The organism is Streptomyces sp. NPDC048644 (genome assembly GCF_043199105.1).
Lineage (GTDB): Bacteria > Actinomycetota > Actinomycetes > Streptomycetales > Streptomycetaceae > Streptomyces.
The window spans coordinates 163,914-177,180 of record NZ_JBICVO010000014.1 but is presented as its reverse complement, the minus strand read 5'-3'; the positions used below and the strand labels follow the sequence as shown (position 1 = coordinate 177,180).

Below are 13,267 nucleotides of genomic sequence, written 5' to 3'. Positions count from 1 at the left end.
GGATTGACGAGTTCAATTCAAGGCCAGCCGGGCCGTGTGAGATAAGCAACAACCCTGCATAAAGGCGAAAACGGTCTGAAGTGGTCAATAAGGCGCGGGTAGTTGAATGTTCAGTGCTCAACTCCGTTTACGTTGCGGCAATACAAGGCAACGGAACGGGAATCCCCTCCCTCTGGCCTCTGTTGGTGTGACAAGCTCGCGCACTGCAAGATGTGTGCCGTTCGTATGGAAAGCATTCCCCGGGCCGTCGCCCCGTCACACCTGCACGGACCGGGCGCCGTTCATCCGCCGCCCGCCGGGCCCGCGTTCACCGCTGATAGCGCGCCAGCACCCGGTTCCCGTCATCGACCAGCCGCCCCCACAGGGTGTCCTCGTCGATCCCGCCGCTGAAGTACTCCTGGAGGCCCGGCGTCGCGAGCTTGTCCTTCCACTCCGGGTAGCCGCGGACGGACTGCGCGGGGGCGGGGCGCAGCGAGCCGGCGAGCGCGGTGCCGGTCGCCCAGTCGTGACGGGAGACCCGCAGCGCCGGGTCCGCGAGGGCCTTCCGCCCCGTCGGCAGCAGCCAGTCCCCCAGGGCCAGCCGCACCGTGTTCGACGGCCTGAGGAGGAAGTCGATGAAGGCCATCGCCTCCTCCTTGTGCGGACAGCGCTCGGCCACCGACAGAGTCTGCGGGCTGACGCCCTGGTCCGTCGTGCTGCCCCTGGGCGCGGGCAGGACCGTCCACTCGAAGCCGCCCGGCGCCTGCTGGGCGATCTGCTGACGGAACGAGAAGCCGAGCGGCACCATCGCGTAACGGCCCGCGAAGAAGCCGGGCAGGGTGTCCGCGCCGCCCATCCCCAGAGTGGAACGGGACGCGCTGCAGTCGACGTTCAGCTGGTCGTGGATGAGCCGGGGCACCACCCGGTCGGTGGCGTCGAACCGGATCTCCACCTTGCCGCCGGGGTGGCGGTGGAAGACCCGGCCCCCGGTGGACAGCGCGAGATTGAGGGTCACGGAGACCGGTTCCTTCAGCGGCCAGGCCACGCCGTACGTGTCACCTCGGGTCAGCCGCCCGGCCGCCGCCGCGAACTCGTCCCAGGTCCAGGGGTGTCGGGCGTCGGGAAGGCGCACCCCGGAGCGCCGCAGCAGGGCGCGGTTGGCGAGCAGCACCCGCGGCTCCTGGAGGAACGGGACGCCGTACACCCGCCCGTCGAAGGTGCCGGCGGCCCAGCTGTGCCGCGGGATGTCACGCCGGAGACGGTCGGGCAGCAGCGGTGTGAGGTCGGCGAGGTCGCCGCCGTAGGCGAAGTCCGCGAGGTCGTCGGACGCGTCGTGGATGATGTCCGGCGCCTCGCCGCCCTCGAAGGAGGTCAGCAACTGGTCGTGGACGGTCGGCCAGGAGCCCTGGACGTACTCCACGCGGACGTCGGGGTGCCGGGCGTTCCAGTCCGCGACCAGCTTCTTGTTCGTCCTGACCGAGTCCTGCTGCCAGGCGAGCGACTGGAAGCGCAGGGTGATCCGGCCGCCCCGCGCGGGTGGCGCCCCACCGGAACAGCCGGCCGTCAGGGCCGCGGCGGGCAGCGCGGCGGCGGCCGTGAGCAGCCCTCTGCGGCCGATGCCGGGCCGGGGTGCGGCGGCCACGGCGGGAAGCTGTCCGCGCATCAGCTCTTCACCGCCCCGGCGAGCATCCCGCCGGTGATCCGCCGCTGGATGGCGGCGAAGAGGACCGGACCGGGGAGGGTGGCGAGGAGCGCGGCGGCGGCGAGCGGGCCGAGGTCGGCGACGCCCTCGGCCCCGATGAAGTGGGTGAGCACCACGGGGAGGGTCTGTTTCCCGGGGGATTTGAGCAGGACCAGCGCGAAGAAGAACTCGTTCCACGCGGTGACGAAGGCGAACAGCGCCGTGGCGACGATGCCGGGGATGAGCAGCGGCGCGGTGACCGACACCAGCGTACGGAGCCGGCCCGCGCCGTCCACGGCCGCCGCCTCCTCCAGTTCGGGTGGCACCGCCCGGACGTATCCGGTGAGCATCCACAGGGCGAACGGCAGCGACCACACGACGTAGACCAGGATCAAACCGCCCAGGGAGTCCACCAGTTGGAGGTACTTGAGGATCAGGAACAACGGGATGATCACCAGCACCAGCGGGAACGCCTGGCTGATCACCACCCACCCTGTGGCCGCCCGGGAGAAGCGGTTGCGGTAGCGCGCGAGCACGTACGCCATCGGAGTCGCGAGCACGATCGCGACCACCGCCGAAACCGCGGCGGCGAGCAGGCTGTTGGCGGCTGCGGGCAGCAGCGGCTGCTCGTCGAAAGCCCGCCGGAAGTTCTCCAGAGTGGGCGCGTCCGGGATCCAGGCGGGATGGGCGCGGGCCAGCTCGCGCGGCGGCTTGAAGGCGGTGGAGACCAGCCACAGGAACGGGAAGGCCAGGAAGAGGAGGTAGCCCAGGAGCGCTGTGTACTGGGCGGCCCGAGCGCCCCGGACGGCCCGGCTCGTCGCGCGCCGAGGGCGGCCCCTGGCCGCGTCACGCGCTCCCGCCGTCCGGCTCATGCCGCGTCCTCCCCCTTGAGCCGGCCCGCCAGATAGACGGCCAGCAGGACCGAGATCACCGCGACCATCGCGAGCCCCATCGCCGCGGCGTACCCGAACTGGCCGTAGCGGAACGCCTCTTCGTAGGCGAACAGCATCGGCAGCCGGGTACGGCCGCCGGGACCGCCGTCGGTCAGGACGTAGACCAGCGCGAAGGAGTTGAAGTTCCAGATGAAGTTGAGGGCGGTGACCGCGAGCGCGACGGGGCGCAGGGCGGGCCAGGTGACCGTGCGGAACCGGCGCCAGGCGCCCGCGCCGTCCATCGCGGCGGCCTCGTGCAGTTCCTGGGGGACGTTCTGCAGCCCGGCCAGCAGGGAGACCGTGGTCGTCGGCATCCCGGCCCAGACGCCGACGACGATGACCGCGGGCAGCGCGGTGGCCAGCCCGCTCAGCCAGTCCCGGCCGCCGGTGGCGCCCAAGAGCCCGAGACTGCGCAGCGTTTCGTTGAGGATCCCGGCGTCCGGGTGGTACACCAGCCGCCACACGATGCCCACGACCACCTCGGGCATCGCCCACGGGATGATCGCCAGCGCGCGGGCCAGCCAGCGCATCCGCAGTTCGAGGTTGAGCAGCAGCGCGAGGCCGAGCGCCAGGAAGAACTGCGGGACGGTGACGCCGACGGCCCACAGCAGCCCGATGCGGAACGACTCCCAGAACAGCGTGTCGTGGAGGAGGTCGGAGAAGTTGAGCAGCCCGGTCCACCGGGCGGAGCGGGTACGGCCCGACTGCGCGTCGGTGAACGCCAGCCCGATGCCGTAGAGCAGCGGGCCGACGCTCAGCACCAGGATGGGGAGCAGCGCGGGCAGCACGAGGAACCACGCGCCGTGGTCCGCGCGCCGCGCGCCGCTGCGGCCTGCGCCCCTTACGGTGGACCGCCGTGGCGCGGTCACGAAGGTCACGGCGGGGCCTCTTCGGTACGCGTCGCGGTCCGGTGCCACGGGGACGCCGGGCGCCGCCCCGGGCCCGCCGCGCGGGTCCTTCGGGCCGTCAGCGCTGCTGCCGTCACGGCTCCCCCTCCCGTTCCCCCGGTGGCCGCCGCCTGCCCGTTCGCGCGGCGGCGCCCCTGCCCGTGTGCTGCTCGCTCGCGTACCGGGAGTCCCGGTGCGGTCCTGCGTACCGCGTCTCCCTTCGGCGGCGCGGCCGTACGGAAGGGATTCGGGGGCAGGCAGCCGCCGTCATCGTCGTGAGGGGCGCACCCGCAGTCAAGCGTCCGGCCGGATTCCGTGAAGGATCTCCCCACCTGGGTGGATGCCCGGACCTGCGAGACTGGTCACGATCACGCACCGCAGGAGGCAGCACGATGACCGAACCGAGCCCCGGCGCCTTCACCGAGGCGCGCGCCCGTGCCGTCCTGGCCGCCGCCGGGCGGCCGGAAGCCGCGGCGGACGCCCGGCTGCTCTCGCTCGGCGAGAACGCCGTCTTCGCGCTCGGCGACAGCGGCCCCGTCATCCGGGTGGGCCGCAGCGCCGAACTCCTGGAGCGCGCCGAACGTGAACTCGCCGTGGCCCACTGGCTGGAGGACGCCGGGGTACCCGCCGTCCGGGCCGCCGAGCCGGTGGCGCAGCTGTCCGACGGGCATCCCGTGACGTACTGGCGGCGGCTGCCCGATGCCGTCAGGCCCGCGGCCACCGGCGATCTGGCCGCCCTGTTGCGGGCGGTGCACGCCCTGCCGGAACCGCCGTTCCCGCTGCCGCGCCGCGAACTCCTGGGCGGCGTCGAGCGCTGGCTCCGGCTGGCGGGCGACGCGGTCTCCCCGCAGGACGCGGAATATCTGCGGGGCCGCAGGGACGCGTTCGCCACGGCCGCCAGTGCGCTGGAGCCGCACCTGCCCCGCGGCCCCATCCACGGCGACGCGCTGACCCGTAACGTCCACGTCGGCCCCGACGGGCCGGTCCTGGTCGACCTGGAAACCTTCTCGTCCGACCTTCGGGAGCACGACCTCGTCGTGATGGCGCTGAGCCGCGACCGCTACGGTCTGGCGGCCGATGCGTACGACACCTTCGTCTCGGTCTACGGCTGGGACGTGCGGGACTGGGAGGGCTGCGCGGTGCTGCGCGGCTCCCGGGAGACGGCGAGTTGTGCCTGGGTCTCCCAGCACGCGCCGGGCAACCCGGCCGCCCGTAAGGAGTTCACCCGCCGCATCGCCTCCCTGCGGGAGAAGGACGCGACCGTGCGGTGGTACCCCTTCTGATCCGGCGCGCGGCGGCGCCGCGACGGCGGGCAGTGGTGAACGCCCGGCGCCCGGCTACCGGTTGCCGCCGGTGGCGGTGGTCCAGAGCGGGTCGATGCGGCCCAGCCAGGCGCCCTGGGCGTCGGCCAGCGGCTGTTCCAGGGGGAGCGGCCTGAAGCGGCAGGCGAACGTCATCCCGGCATCGTCTCCTTCGCCGCCGACCCGGTGTTCCCAGGCATCGGGGGCATCGACCGGCACTTGCAGGAAGAAGAATGCGGTCCTGCGCGGCTGTCCCGTGCCGGGGTGCGGCTTGTCCTCCACGGCGAGCTGCCGGATCACCCTGGCGGTCAGCAGCCCCGTCTCCTCGGCGACCTCCCGCAGGACGGCCTGCGCCTGCTCCTCGCCCGGTGCGACGCCCCCCGCGGGGACCTGGGTACCGGCCTCCGGCATGCCGACGTGGTCGAACACGAGAAGGGCGGGGACGGCGCGCTGCCGGATCACGTAGGCGGCGACACGGATTCTGGGACGGGTCATCCCGGCATTTTCCGTCACCGACGCCCTGCGGGGAGGGGCGGGACGCCGGCCGGGAGGGATCCGGCCCACGGCCGTACCTCCGCTCCCCTGGGGCCGGTTCAGCCGTGCGTCCTCTGGTAGGGAATCAGCGGCCAGGCCGCCTCGACTATCGCCCCGGGATTGCCGGAGCGCCGCAGATACGCCTGGAAGTCGGCGGCCTGTTCGGCGGCGGCGGTCTCCTGGAGGGAGTGCAGCGCGCGGGGCGAGGGGCCCGCGACGGCGGGGTACTTCTCGCCGATCCGGCGCGCGACTCCGGCCGCCGCCGCGGCGTCCGCGCCCGCTTCGTGTGCGGCGTTCAACGGGACGCCGTAGTGGCCGCAGAGTGCCTGGAGGGCGCGCTTGCCCTTGCGGAAGCGGTCGACGTGCTTGTCGAGGATCAGCGGGTCGATCACCGGCGCGGGGGTGTGCCCGAGGCGTTCGGTCAGGGTGCGCAGGCCGTGCCGGCGGCATTCGCGGTCCAGCAGCGAGAGGTCGTATCTGGCGTTCATCACCACCAGCGGGATGCCGGCGCGCAGCGCGTCCGCGAGGGATTCGGTGATCTCCTCTATGGCCGTCGCCGGAGGTGCGCCGTGCTCTTGGACGTAGGCGGTCGACATGCCGTGAATGGCCGCCGCCTCGTCCGGTACCGGCACACCGGGGTCGAGCAGCCAGGTCTGCTGGGCCGCCGCCCGTCCGTCGCCCTCCAGCCGGATGAGCGCCGCCGTGACGATGCGGTCCCGCTCGACGTCGGTGCCTGTGGTCTCCAGATCGAAACTGACCAATACGTCCTGATGCCAGCTCATGGCGGCCTCCTTCGGTGGTGCGTCCCCCGTTGCTCGCACACTCTCGCATGCGGCACTGACAACCGGCCCGGCGCCCGCCGCCCACGGGCCGGCGCCGCCGGTCAGGAGACCGGCCGGGAGTCCGCCCACTCGCTCTCGAATTCCTCGCGGTAGGTCTCGAACAGCCCGGCCTCGCCGTCGCCGCCCTCCCTGGCCGCGGCCTGCCTGACCACCTCGCGCCCGCCGCCGCGCAGCACGAGGACCGGGGACTCCATGCCGCGGCTCCTGCGGAGGTAGGTCTGGACGACGGCCAGGCCGTCGGGCCCGTCGCCGTCGACCAGGTAGGCGGTGAAGCGCGGGGTCTCGTCGAAGACCTGGATCTCGAAGGCGCCCGGGTCGCGCAGGCGGGCCCGTACCCGCCGCATGTGCAGGATGTTCATCTCGATGGAGCGGCTCATCTCGCCCTTCTTCAGCCCTATTTCGCGCTCGCGGCGGCGGACGGCGCTGCTGGCGGGGTTGAGGAAGAGCAGGCGGATGCGGCAGCCCGACTCGGCGAGCCTGACCAGGCGCCGGCCCGAGTAGTTCTGGACGAGGAGGTTCAGACCTATCCCCACCGCGTCGAGCCGGCGGGCGCCCCCGAAGAGGTCCTCGGCGGGCAGCTGGCGCTGGAGCCGCACCCGGTCGGCGTGCACCCCGACGACGTCGGCGTAGCGGTCGCCCACCAGGTCTTCGACGGCGTCGATGGGCAGCCGGCCCGAACTGCGGGTGCCGATTCCGGAGCCGAGTATGTCCAGCAGCCGGGCGGACGCGCGCTCCGCCTGGGCGAGGACGGTCTCGGAGAGCGCGCGGTTGCGGGAGACGATGTTGCGGGCGACCTCCAACTCGTCCAGCGCCAGCTCGACCTCGCGGCGGTCGTCGAAGTACGGCTCGAAGCAGGGCCAGTGCTGCACCATCAGCTCACGCAGCTGCGGGAGGGTCAGGAAGCTGACGATGTTGTCGTCGGCCGGGTCGAGGAGATAGCCCTTGCGGCGGCTGACCTCACGGACCGCCACCGCGCGCTGGACCCATTCCTGGCCTGCGGGCCCGGCCGCGGCGATCACCCACTCGTCGCCGTGCACCGGCTCGTAGATGGGGCGCAGCACCGCAGCGACGACGGCTCGCAGTCGCTGCTCGACGAGATTCAGCCAGATGTAGGCGCGACCGGCCCGCCGGGCGCGGGTGCGCACCTCGGTCCAGGCGTCGGCGCCCCAGTCCAGTTCCGCGCCGATCTCCAGGGGCCGCGCCAGGGACACCGTGCCGGGCGGTACGTCGACGGAGCCGCCCTCATGGCCCTCGTGACCCTCGTCACCAGGGGGCAACTCCAGCCCGCCGCTCACCTGCCACCGCCTTCCGAACCTCCGTGCCAACGATCAAGGCAGACTACTGCGGCACGGGGGGCGGTGCAGCAGGATGGGTCGAGTCGTCCACCAACTCCCCTTATTCTGACTGCCTCTTGTACCCGGCGGGCACGGCGGGCGTGAGCGGATTCATATCGGTTTCACCCCGATGACGCCGTGGCGCCGCCCCGGCGACTCCGTGTGACGCCAGGCCGGGAGCCGCGCCGCCGTCCGGCAGCGCCGCTGGTCGGCGCCGTGCGCGAGGTGCCGGGAGTGCGTGTCCGGCCCACGCGATGGAGTGGTTTCGCGGCCTGGCGTTGACCCGGCCAGGGGACACGGTCGGCCGTGCGTCGGTCTGTGATTGGCCGGAGAGGTACTGGTGGAATGCCCCCGTACGCGGTATGCGGTTCCACATCCGTCACAGGAGACGCACGCACCCTCCACGAAACGGCCGGTACGCCGCGGACTACGGCCCCATATGACGCCGCGTTTGCCCACCTTTCGGCGAAGATTGTGCGACATGCCGCCTTCGAGCAGCACGGTGGGGAAGGATGCCGATGCGTTCCGCGGACGCGTGTCGTGGAGTGGCCGAAGTCCCCGACGAAGGTGGAAGAGACTACGCATGCAGGTCTGGCCGGGACAGACGTATCCGCTGGGCGCCACCTATGACGGCGCCGGCACCAACTTCGCGGTGTTCTCCGAAGCCGCGCAGCGCATCGAGCTGTGTCTGCTGCACGACGACGGTTCGGAGACCGCCGTCGAACTGCGGGAGACCGACGCCTTCGTGCGGCACGCCTACCTTCCCGGGGTGATGCCGGGAGCGCGCTACGGCTTCCGGGTGCACGGCCCCTACGAGCCGTCCCGCGGGCACCGCTGCAACCCCGCGAAGCTGCTCCTGGACCCGTACGCGCGGGCGATGAGCGGCCGGACCGACTGGGACGAAGCGGTCTACGGCTACCACTTCGGGCAGCCCGATACCCGCAACGACCTGGACTCGGCGCCGCACACCATGGCATCCGTGGTCGTCAACCCGTACTTCGACTGGGGCGACGACCGGCCGCCGCGCACCGCGTATCACGAGACGGTGCTGTACGAGGCGCACGTCAAGGGCCTGACGATGCGCCACCCCGATCTCCCGGACGAGCTGCGCGGCACCTACGCGGCGCTGGCGCACCCCGCGGTCATCGGCCACCTGACGGAGCTGGGGATCACGGCCCTGGAGCTGATGCCGGTGCACCAGTTCGTCCAGGACCACCGGCTGGTGGACGCCGGGCTCACCAATTACTGGGGCTACAACACCATCGGGTTCTTCGCCCCGCACAACACCTACGCCTCATCGGGGGACCGCGGGCAGCAGGTGCTGGAGTTCAAGACGGCGGTGCGGGCGCTGCACCGCGCCGGGATCGAGGTGATCCTCGACGTCGTCTACAACCACACGGCGGAGGGCAACCACCTGGGCCCGACGCTGTGCTTCCGGGGTCTTGACAACGCCTCGTACTACCGTCTCGCGGATGACCGGCGCCACTACACGGACACCACGGGCACCGGGAACTCCCTGCTGATGCGCAGCCCGCACGTCCTCCAGCTGGTGATGGACTCGCTGCGCTACTGGGTGCAGGAGATGCACGTCGACGGCTTCCGGTTCGACCTGGCGGCGACGCTGGCCCGGCAGTTCCACGAGGTGGACCGGCTGTCGTCCTTCTTCGACCTGGTGCAGCAGGATCCGGTCGTCAGCCAGGTGAAGCTGATCGCGGAGCCGTGGGACGTCGGCGAGGGCGGCTACCAGGTGGGCAACTTCCCTCCGTTGTGGACGGAGTGGAACGGCAAGTACCGGGACACCGTGCGGGACCTGTGGCGGGGCGAGCCGCGCACGCTGGCCGAGTTCGCCTCCCGGCTGACCGGCTCCTCCGACCTCTACCAGGGCGACGGCCGGCGGCCCATCGCCTCGGTGAACTTCGTGACCTGCCACGACGGGTTCACGCTGCACGACCTGGTGGCGTACAACGACAAGCACAACGAGGACAACGGCGAGGAAAGCCGGGACGGCGAACGCTTCAACAGGTCCTGGAACTGCGGCGCCGAGGGCCCGACCGACGATCCCGGCATCCGCGCGCTGCGGGCCCGCCAGACGCGGAACTTCATCGCCACCCTGATGCTGTCGCAGGGCGTGCCGATGCTCAGCCACGGCGACGAGTTCGGGCGCACCCAGCGCGGCAACAACAACGCGTACTGCCAGGACAACGACGTGTCGTGGGTGCACTGGCCCGGTGGTGACGGAGGGACGCGGGAGGGCGGGGAGGCGTCGGATGCCGGCGGTTCCTGCGATGCGGCGGGTGACGGGGAGGACGACGGGAAGCGGGAGTTGGCGGCGTTCGTCCAGCAGTTGGTGCGGCTGCGCCGCGACCACCCCGTCTTCCGGCGCCGGCGGTTCTTCCAGGGGCGCCCGGTGGAGGGCACTCGTGACGCGCTGTCCGACATCGCCTGGTTCACCGCGAGCGGCGCGGAGATGGGACCGCGCGACTGGCAGTCGGCGCACGCCAAGTCCCTGACGGTGTTCCTCAACGGCAGCTCGGTCTCGGAGCCAGGACCCCGGGGCGAGCAGATCGTGGACGACTCGTTCCTGCTGATGTTCAACGCCCACGCGCACGAGAAGGAGTTCACGGTCCCCGTGCACCACGGGCGGCAGTGGCGGATCGTGGTCGACACCGCCAGGCCCAGGACGGTCGCCGACGGTTCGGGCGCCCGGGTCAAGGCGGGCGACCGTCTGGCGCTCAGCGGCCGGAGCCTGCTGGTGTTGCAGCGCCCCACCTGACGCACGGCCGGCCGCCGCTCACGGACGGGACCGGTCCGCGTCGGCCGGCCTCCGGTCCCCCGCCGCCGGGCCCCAGCGGCGGGACGTACGAAGGCGGACGGCCCGGTGGCACCCCGCGTCGGAGGAAGCGACAAGTCGTCAGCGGGAGGCGGGGGTTGCGGTGCGCGCCGGGCGGCGGAAATCCGGTTGCGCCGACCGCTGCCGTCAGGCGAACATCGCGGGTACCTGTCGTCTCGTCACACCTCGGGAGCATCGTCATGCGCGGATTCCTCGGAGCTTCTCAGCGCCCTGACCTGACGACAGTTTTCGAGGACCCGACCACTCATGCACCTCAGGAAGACCACCCCGTGCTCCGGTGACACCACGCTCGCAGGCCCCTCCGGCCCCGTCCGCCACACCCTGAACATCGGGATTCTGGCGCACGTCGACGCGGGCAAGACCAGCCTCACCGAGCGGCTGCTCTTCGACACCGGCGTCCTGACACGCCTCGGCAGCGTCGACGCGGGTGACACCCGTACCGACACCGGCGAGCTGGAGCGGCGGCGCGGCATCACCATCCGCGCGGCCGTCGCCTCCTTCACCGTCGGCGACGTCCGGATCAACCTCATCGACACCCCGGGGCACTCCGATTTCATCGCCGAGGTCGAACGCGCCCTCGGCGTGCTCGACGGCGCCGTCCTGGTGCTGTCCGCCGTCGAGGGCGTACAGGCCGGCACCCGCGTCCTGATGCGGACCCTGCGGCGGCTGCGGCTGCCGACCCTGCTCTTCGTCAACAAGATCGACCGGGCGGGCGCGCGCGACGCGGAGCTGCTCACCGACATCCGCCGCGCCCTCGTCCCTGTCCCGGTCCCGATGGCCGCCGTCGAGGGTGCCGGGACGCCGCGGGCCCGGGTGACGGCCTGCGGCCCGGACGATCCGGCGGCATGCGAACGCCTCGCCGAGACGGTCGCGGAGGCCGACGACGGGCTGCTGGCACGGGTCGTCGACGGCCCGCCGCCCGGTGTCCGGGAGGTGCGGGCGGCGCTGGCCGCCAGGACCGCCGACGGCACGGTGCACCCGGTGTACTTCGGTTCGGCGCTCGGCGGCCAGGGCGTCGGCGCGCTCATCGACGGCATGGCCAGGCTGATCCCGCCGGCCCCGGTGGGCGGCACGGGCCTGCCGCACGGCACGGTGTTCGCCGTCACGCAGCCGCCGCACGGCGAACGGACCGCCCATGTGCGGCTCTACGACGGCGAGTTGCGGCCCCGCCAGCGGATCGCCCTGCACCGCACCGGCCCGGACGGCACCCGCACCACCCTGACCGGCCGGATCACCGCCCTCGACGTCGTCGGCGCACCGCCCGGCGCACGCGGCCCGCTCACCCCGGGCAACATCGCGGTGCTGCGCGGCCTGCCCGGGATCCGTACCGGCGATGTGCTGGGCCCCGCTGACGCACCCGATACCGGAGGTCAACGAGCCGACGGGGGGCGGCTGTTCCCCGCCCCGACGCTGGAGACCCTGGTCAGGGCCCGCCGCCCGGCCGACGCCGCGGCGCTGCGCGGCGCGCTGCTGGCGCTGGCCGACCAGAACCCGCTGCTCCAGATCCGCGCCGCCGACGGCGGGGCGACCTCGCTGCTGCTGCACGGCGAGGTGCAGAAGGAGATCATCGCCGCCACGCTCCACGACGAGCACGGCATCGCCGCCGACTTCACGCCGAGCCGGGTGGTGTGCACCGAACGCCCCACCGGGACCGGCGAGTCCTGCCACGAGATCGCCCGGCGCGACCACGACGGCCCCTGGGCCACCGTCGGCCTGCGGGTCGAGCCCGGCGCCCCCGGCTCCGGCCCCGTCTTCGCCTACGAGACCGAACTGGGCGCCCTGCCGCACGCCTTCCACCAGGCCGTCGAGGACAGCGTGCTGGACGGCCTGCGCCGCGGGCCGCACGGCTGGGCGGTGACCGACTGCCGGGTGGTGCTGACACGTTCGGGGTTCGTCGGCCCGCTGAGCTGCGCAGGAGACTTCCGTACGGCCACCGCGCAGGTGCTGCGCAGCGCGCTGCGGCGGGCGGGCACCCGCGTCCACGAGCCGTATCACGCGTTCGACGCGGAGGTGCCGCCCGATGCGCTCGCGGCGGTCTGCGCGCGGCTGGCGGCGCAGGGCGCGGACATCCGCGAGACGTCCGGCGGCCGGGACCGCTGGCTGGTGTCCGGGGTCCTTCCGGCCCGCCGGGTCCGCGCCTGCGAGGAACTGCTGCCGGGGCTGACCCGGGGTGAGGGGCGGTGGACCTCGCACCCGTCGGGGGACCGGCCGCTGCCGGCCGGGGTGTCCCTGCCGGGCGGGTTCACGGGCGGCTGAGCGGGGCCGTCCCAGAGGTGCCGTGGGCGGCCCGCTCAGCGCTCCGTCAGGACGTAATCCACATGTCCGAACATGATGTGGTCGCCGGGCCCCACGGGCACCTCGCCCACCACCCGGCGGCCGTTGACGCAGGTGCCGTTGGTCGAACCGAGATCGCGGAGCATCCAGCCCTTGCCCTCGCTGCGCAGCTCGGCGTGGGACCGCGACACCGTCTCGTGGTTGAGCCGCAGGCCGACGCCTGGCGCCCGGCCGATCGTCAGCGGGATGGGGCCAGGCGGCGGGAGCATCAGCTTGGGCAGCCGCTCCGTGCGCCACGCCCGGCGGACCCTGAGGTGGAAGGCCGACGCCCGGCCCACCATCCGCAGCACCGCACCCTGGACCTTGCCGCGACTCTCCAAGTCGGCCGTCGCCAGGGAGAGTTCGGAACACTCCTGGGCGGTGAGGACCAGTTCGAGCCGCCGCAGAAAGGTGTCCTGGGAAAGCCGCCCCTCCGCCGCGCCCTCCCGCAACAGGTGCAGCGCACGTTCCCGGTCCGCGTCCGACGGGCGCGCCGGCCGCGCGGGGAACTCGAGCGAAGTCATGCCGGTGATTCTCCGGGGCGCGCGAGCCGCTGTCCAGGCGATGTACCCCTGCCCGCACGGGTGCGCTGCCGTCCAGGCGCCGCGCCCGC

Annotated in this window: 10 protein-coding genes; 3 read left to right on the top strand and 7 right to left on the bottom strand. The window is 72.7% G+C overall.

All coding sequences use genetic code 11. The features are described from left to right. Positions 1-307: 307 nt before the first annotated feature. From ACGFNI_RS27570 to ACGFNI_RS27560, 3 genes are read right to left on the bottom strand one after another with little or no spacing between them, the layout of a single operon-like run. Positions 308-1,642: an ABC transporter substrate-binding protein gene (locus tag ACGFNI_RS27570; RefSeq protein WP_393687359.1), complete on the bottom strand. Its 1,335-nt coding sequence runs from the start codon at positions 1,640-1,642 to the stop codon at positions 308-310. Next, positions 1,642-2,532 (bottom strand): carbohydrate ABC transporter permease, encoded by an 891-nt coding sequence (locus ACGFNI_RS27565; protein WP_393687358.1) that lies wholly within the window; start codon positions 2,530-2,532, stop codon positions 1,642-1,644. The genes ACGFNI_RS27570 and ACGFNI_RS27565 overlap by 1 nt, the downstream gene beginning before the upstream one ends. Next, positions 2,529-3,470: a carbohydrate ABC transporter permease gene (locus tag ACGFNI_RS27560; RefSeq protein WP_393687357.1), complete on the bottom strand. Its 942-nt coding sequence runs from the start codon at positions 3,468-3,470 to the stop codon at positions 2,529-2,531. Before ACGFNI_RS27560 ends, ACGFNI_RS27565 begins: the two co-directional genes overlap by 4 nt. A gap of 401 nt (positions 3,471-3,871) precedes the next feature. On the opposite strand from ACGFNI_RS27560, the gene ACGFNI_RS27555 reads away from it, so the two are divergent. Then, positions 3,872-4,762 (top strand): aminoglycoside phosphotransferase family protein, encoded by an 891-nt coding sequence (locus ACGFNI_RS27555; protein ID WP_393687356.1) that lies wholly within the window; start codon positions 3,872-3,874, stop codon positions 4,760-4,762. 54 nt (positions 4,763-4,816) lie between these two features. On the opposite strand, the gene ACGFNI_RS27550 is transcribed toward ACGFNI_RS27555, so the two are convergent. The 3 genes from ACGFNI_RS27550 to ACGFNI_RS27540 all read right to left on the bottom strand — a co-directional run bounded on the left by ACGFNI_RS27550 (position 4,817) and on the right by ACGFNI_RS27540 (position 7,451). After that, positions 4,817-5,275, bottom strand: coding sequence for an NUDIX domain-containing protein (locus ACGFNI_RS27550; protein WP_393687355.1), 459 nt, complete (start codon positions 5,273-5,275; stop codon positions 4,817-4,819). A gap of 98 nt (positions 5,276-5,373) precedes the next feature. Beyond that, positions 5,374-6,096: an exonuclease domain-containing protein gene (locus ACGFNI_RS27545; RefSeq protein ID WP_393687354.1), complete on the bottom strand. Its 723-nt coding sequence runs from the start codon at positions 6,094-6,096 to the stop codon at positions 5,374-5,376. A 101-nt stretch (positions 6,097-6,197) separates the two neighbouring features. Beyond that, complete coding sequence (locus ACGFNI_RS27540; protein ID WP_393687353.1) at positions 6,198-7,451, bottom strand: SAV2148 family HEPN domain-containing protein; 1,254 nt, start codon at positions 7,449-7,451, stop codon at positions 6,198-6,200. 622 nt (positions 7,452-8,073) lie between these two features. On the opposite strand from ACGFNI_RS27540, the gene glgX reads away from it, so the two are divergent. Continuing rightward, positions 8,074-10,263, top strand: a complete 2,190-nt coding sequence (glgX, locus tag ACGFNI_RS27535; protein ID WP_393687352.1) for a glycogen debranching protein GlgX — start codon at positions 8,074-8,076, stop codon at positions 10,261-10,263. Positions 10,264-10,587: 324 nt separating this feature from the next. After that, complete coding sequence (otr(A), locus tag ACGFNI_RS27530; protein WP_393687351.1) at positions 10,588-12,597, top strand: tetracycline resistance ribosomal protection protein Otr(A); 2,010 nt, start codon at positions 10,588-10,590, stop codon at positions 12,595-12,597. Positions 12,598-12,632: 35 nt separating this feature from the next. On the opposite strand, the gene ACGFNI_RS27525 is transcribed toward otr(A), so the two are convergent. Continuing rightward, a complete protein-coding gene (locus ACGFNI_RS27525; RefSeq protein WP_393687350.1) occupies positions 12,633-13,178 on the bottom strand; it encodes an FHA domain-containing protein in 546 nt (181 codons plus the stop codon). Between the last annotated feature and the right edge of the window lie 89 nt (positions 13,179-13,267).

What these genes read in the sequence shown, in the direction of transcription:
- ACGFNI_RS27545 (WP_393687354.1), bottom strand. Translation starts at nt 6,096, where the DNA reads ATGAGCTGGCATCAGGACGTATTGGTCAGTTTCGATCTGGAGACCACA.
- ACGFNI_RS27555 (WP_393687356.1), top strand. Translation starts at nt 3,872, where the DNA reads ATGACCGAACCGAGCCCCGGCGCCTTCACCGAGGCGCGCGCCCGTGCC.
- ACGFNI_RS27550 (WP_393687355.1), bottom strand. Translation starts at nt 5,275, where the DNA reads ATGACCCGTCCCAGAATCCGTGTCGCCGCCTACGTGATCCGGCAGCGC.
- glgX (WP_393687352.1), top strand. Translation starts at nt 8,074, where the DNA reads ATGCAGGTCTGGCCGGGACAGACGTATCCGCTGGGCGCCACCTATGAC.
- ACGFNI_RS27570 (WP_393687359.1), bottom strand. Translation starts at nt 1,642, where the DNA reads ATGCGCGGACAGCTTCCCGCCGTGGCCGCCGCACCCCGGCCCGGCATC.
- ACGFNI_RS27525 (WP_393687350.1), bottom strand. Translation starts at nt 13,178, where the DNA reads ATGACTTCGCTCGAGTTCCCCGCGCGGCCGGCGCGCCCGTCGGACGCG.
- ACGFNI_RS27565 (WP_393687358.1), bottom strand. Translation starts at nt 2,532, where the DNA reads ATGAGCCGGACGGCGGGAGCGCGTGACGCGGCCAGGGGCCGCCCTCGG.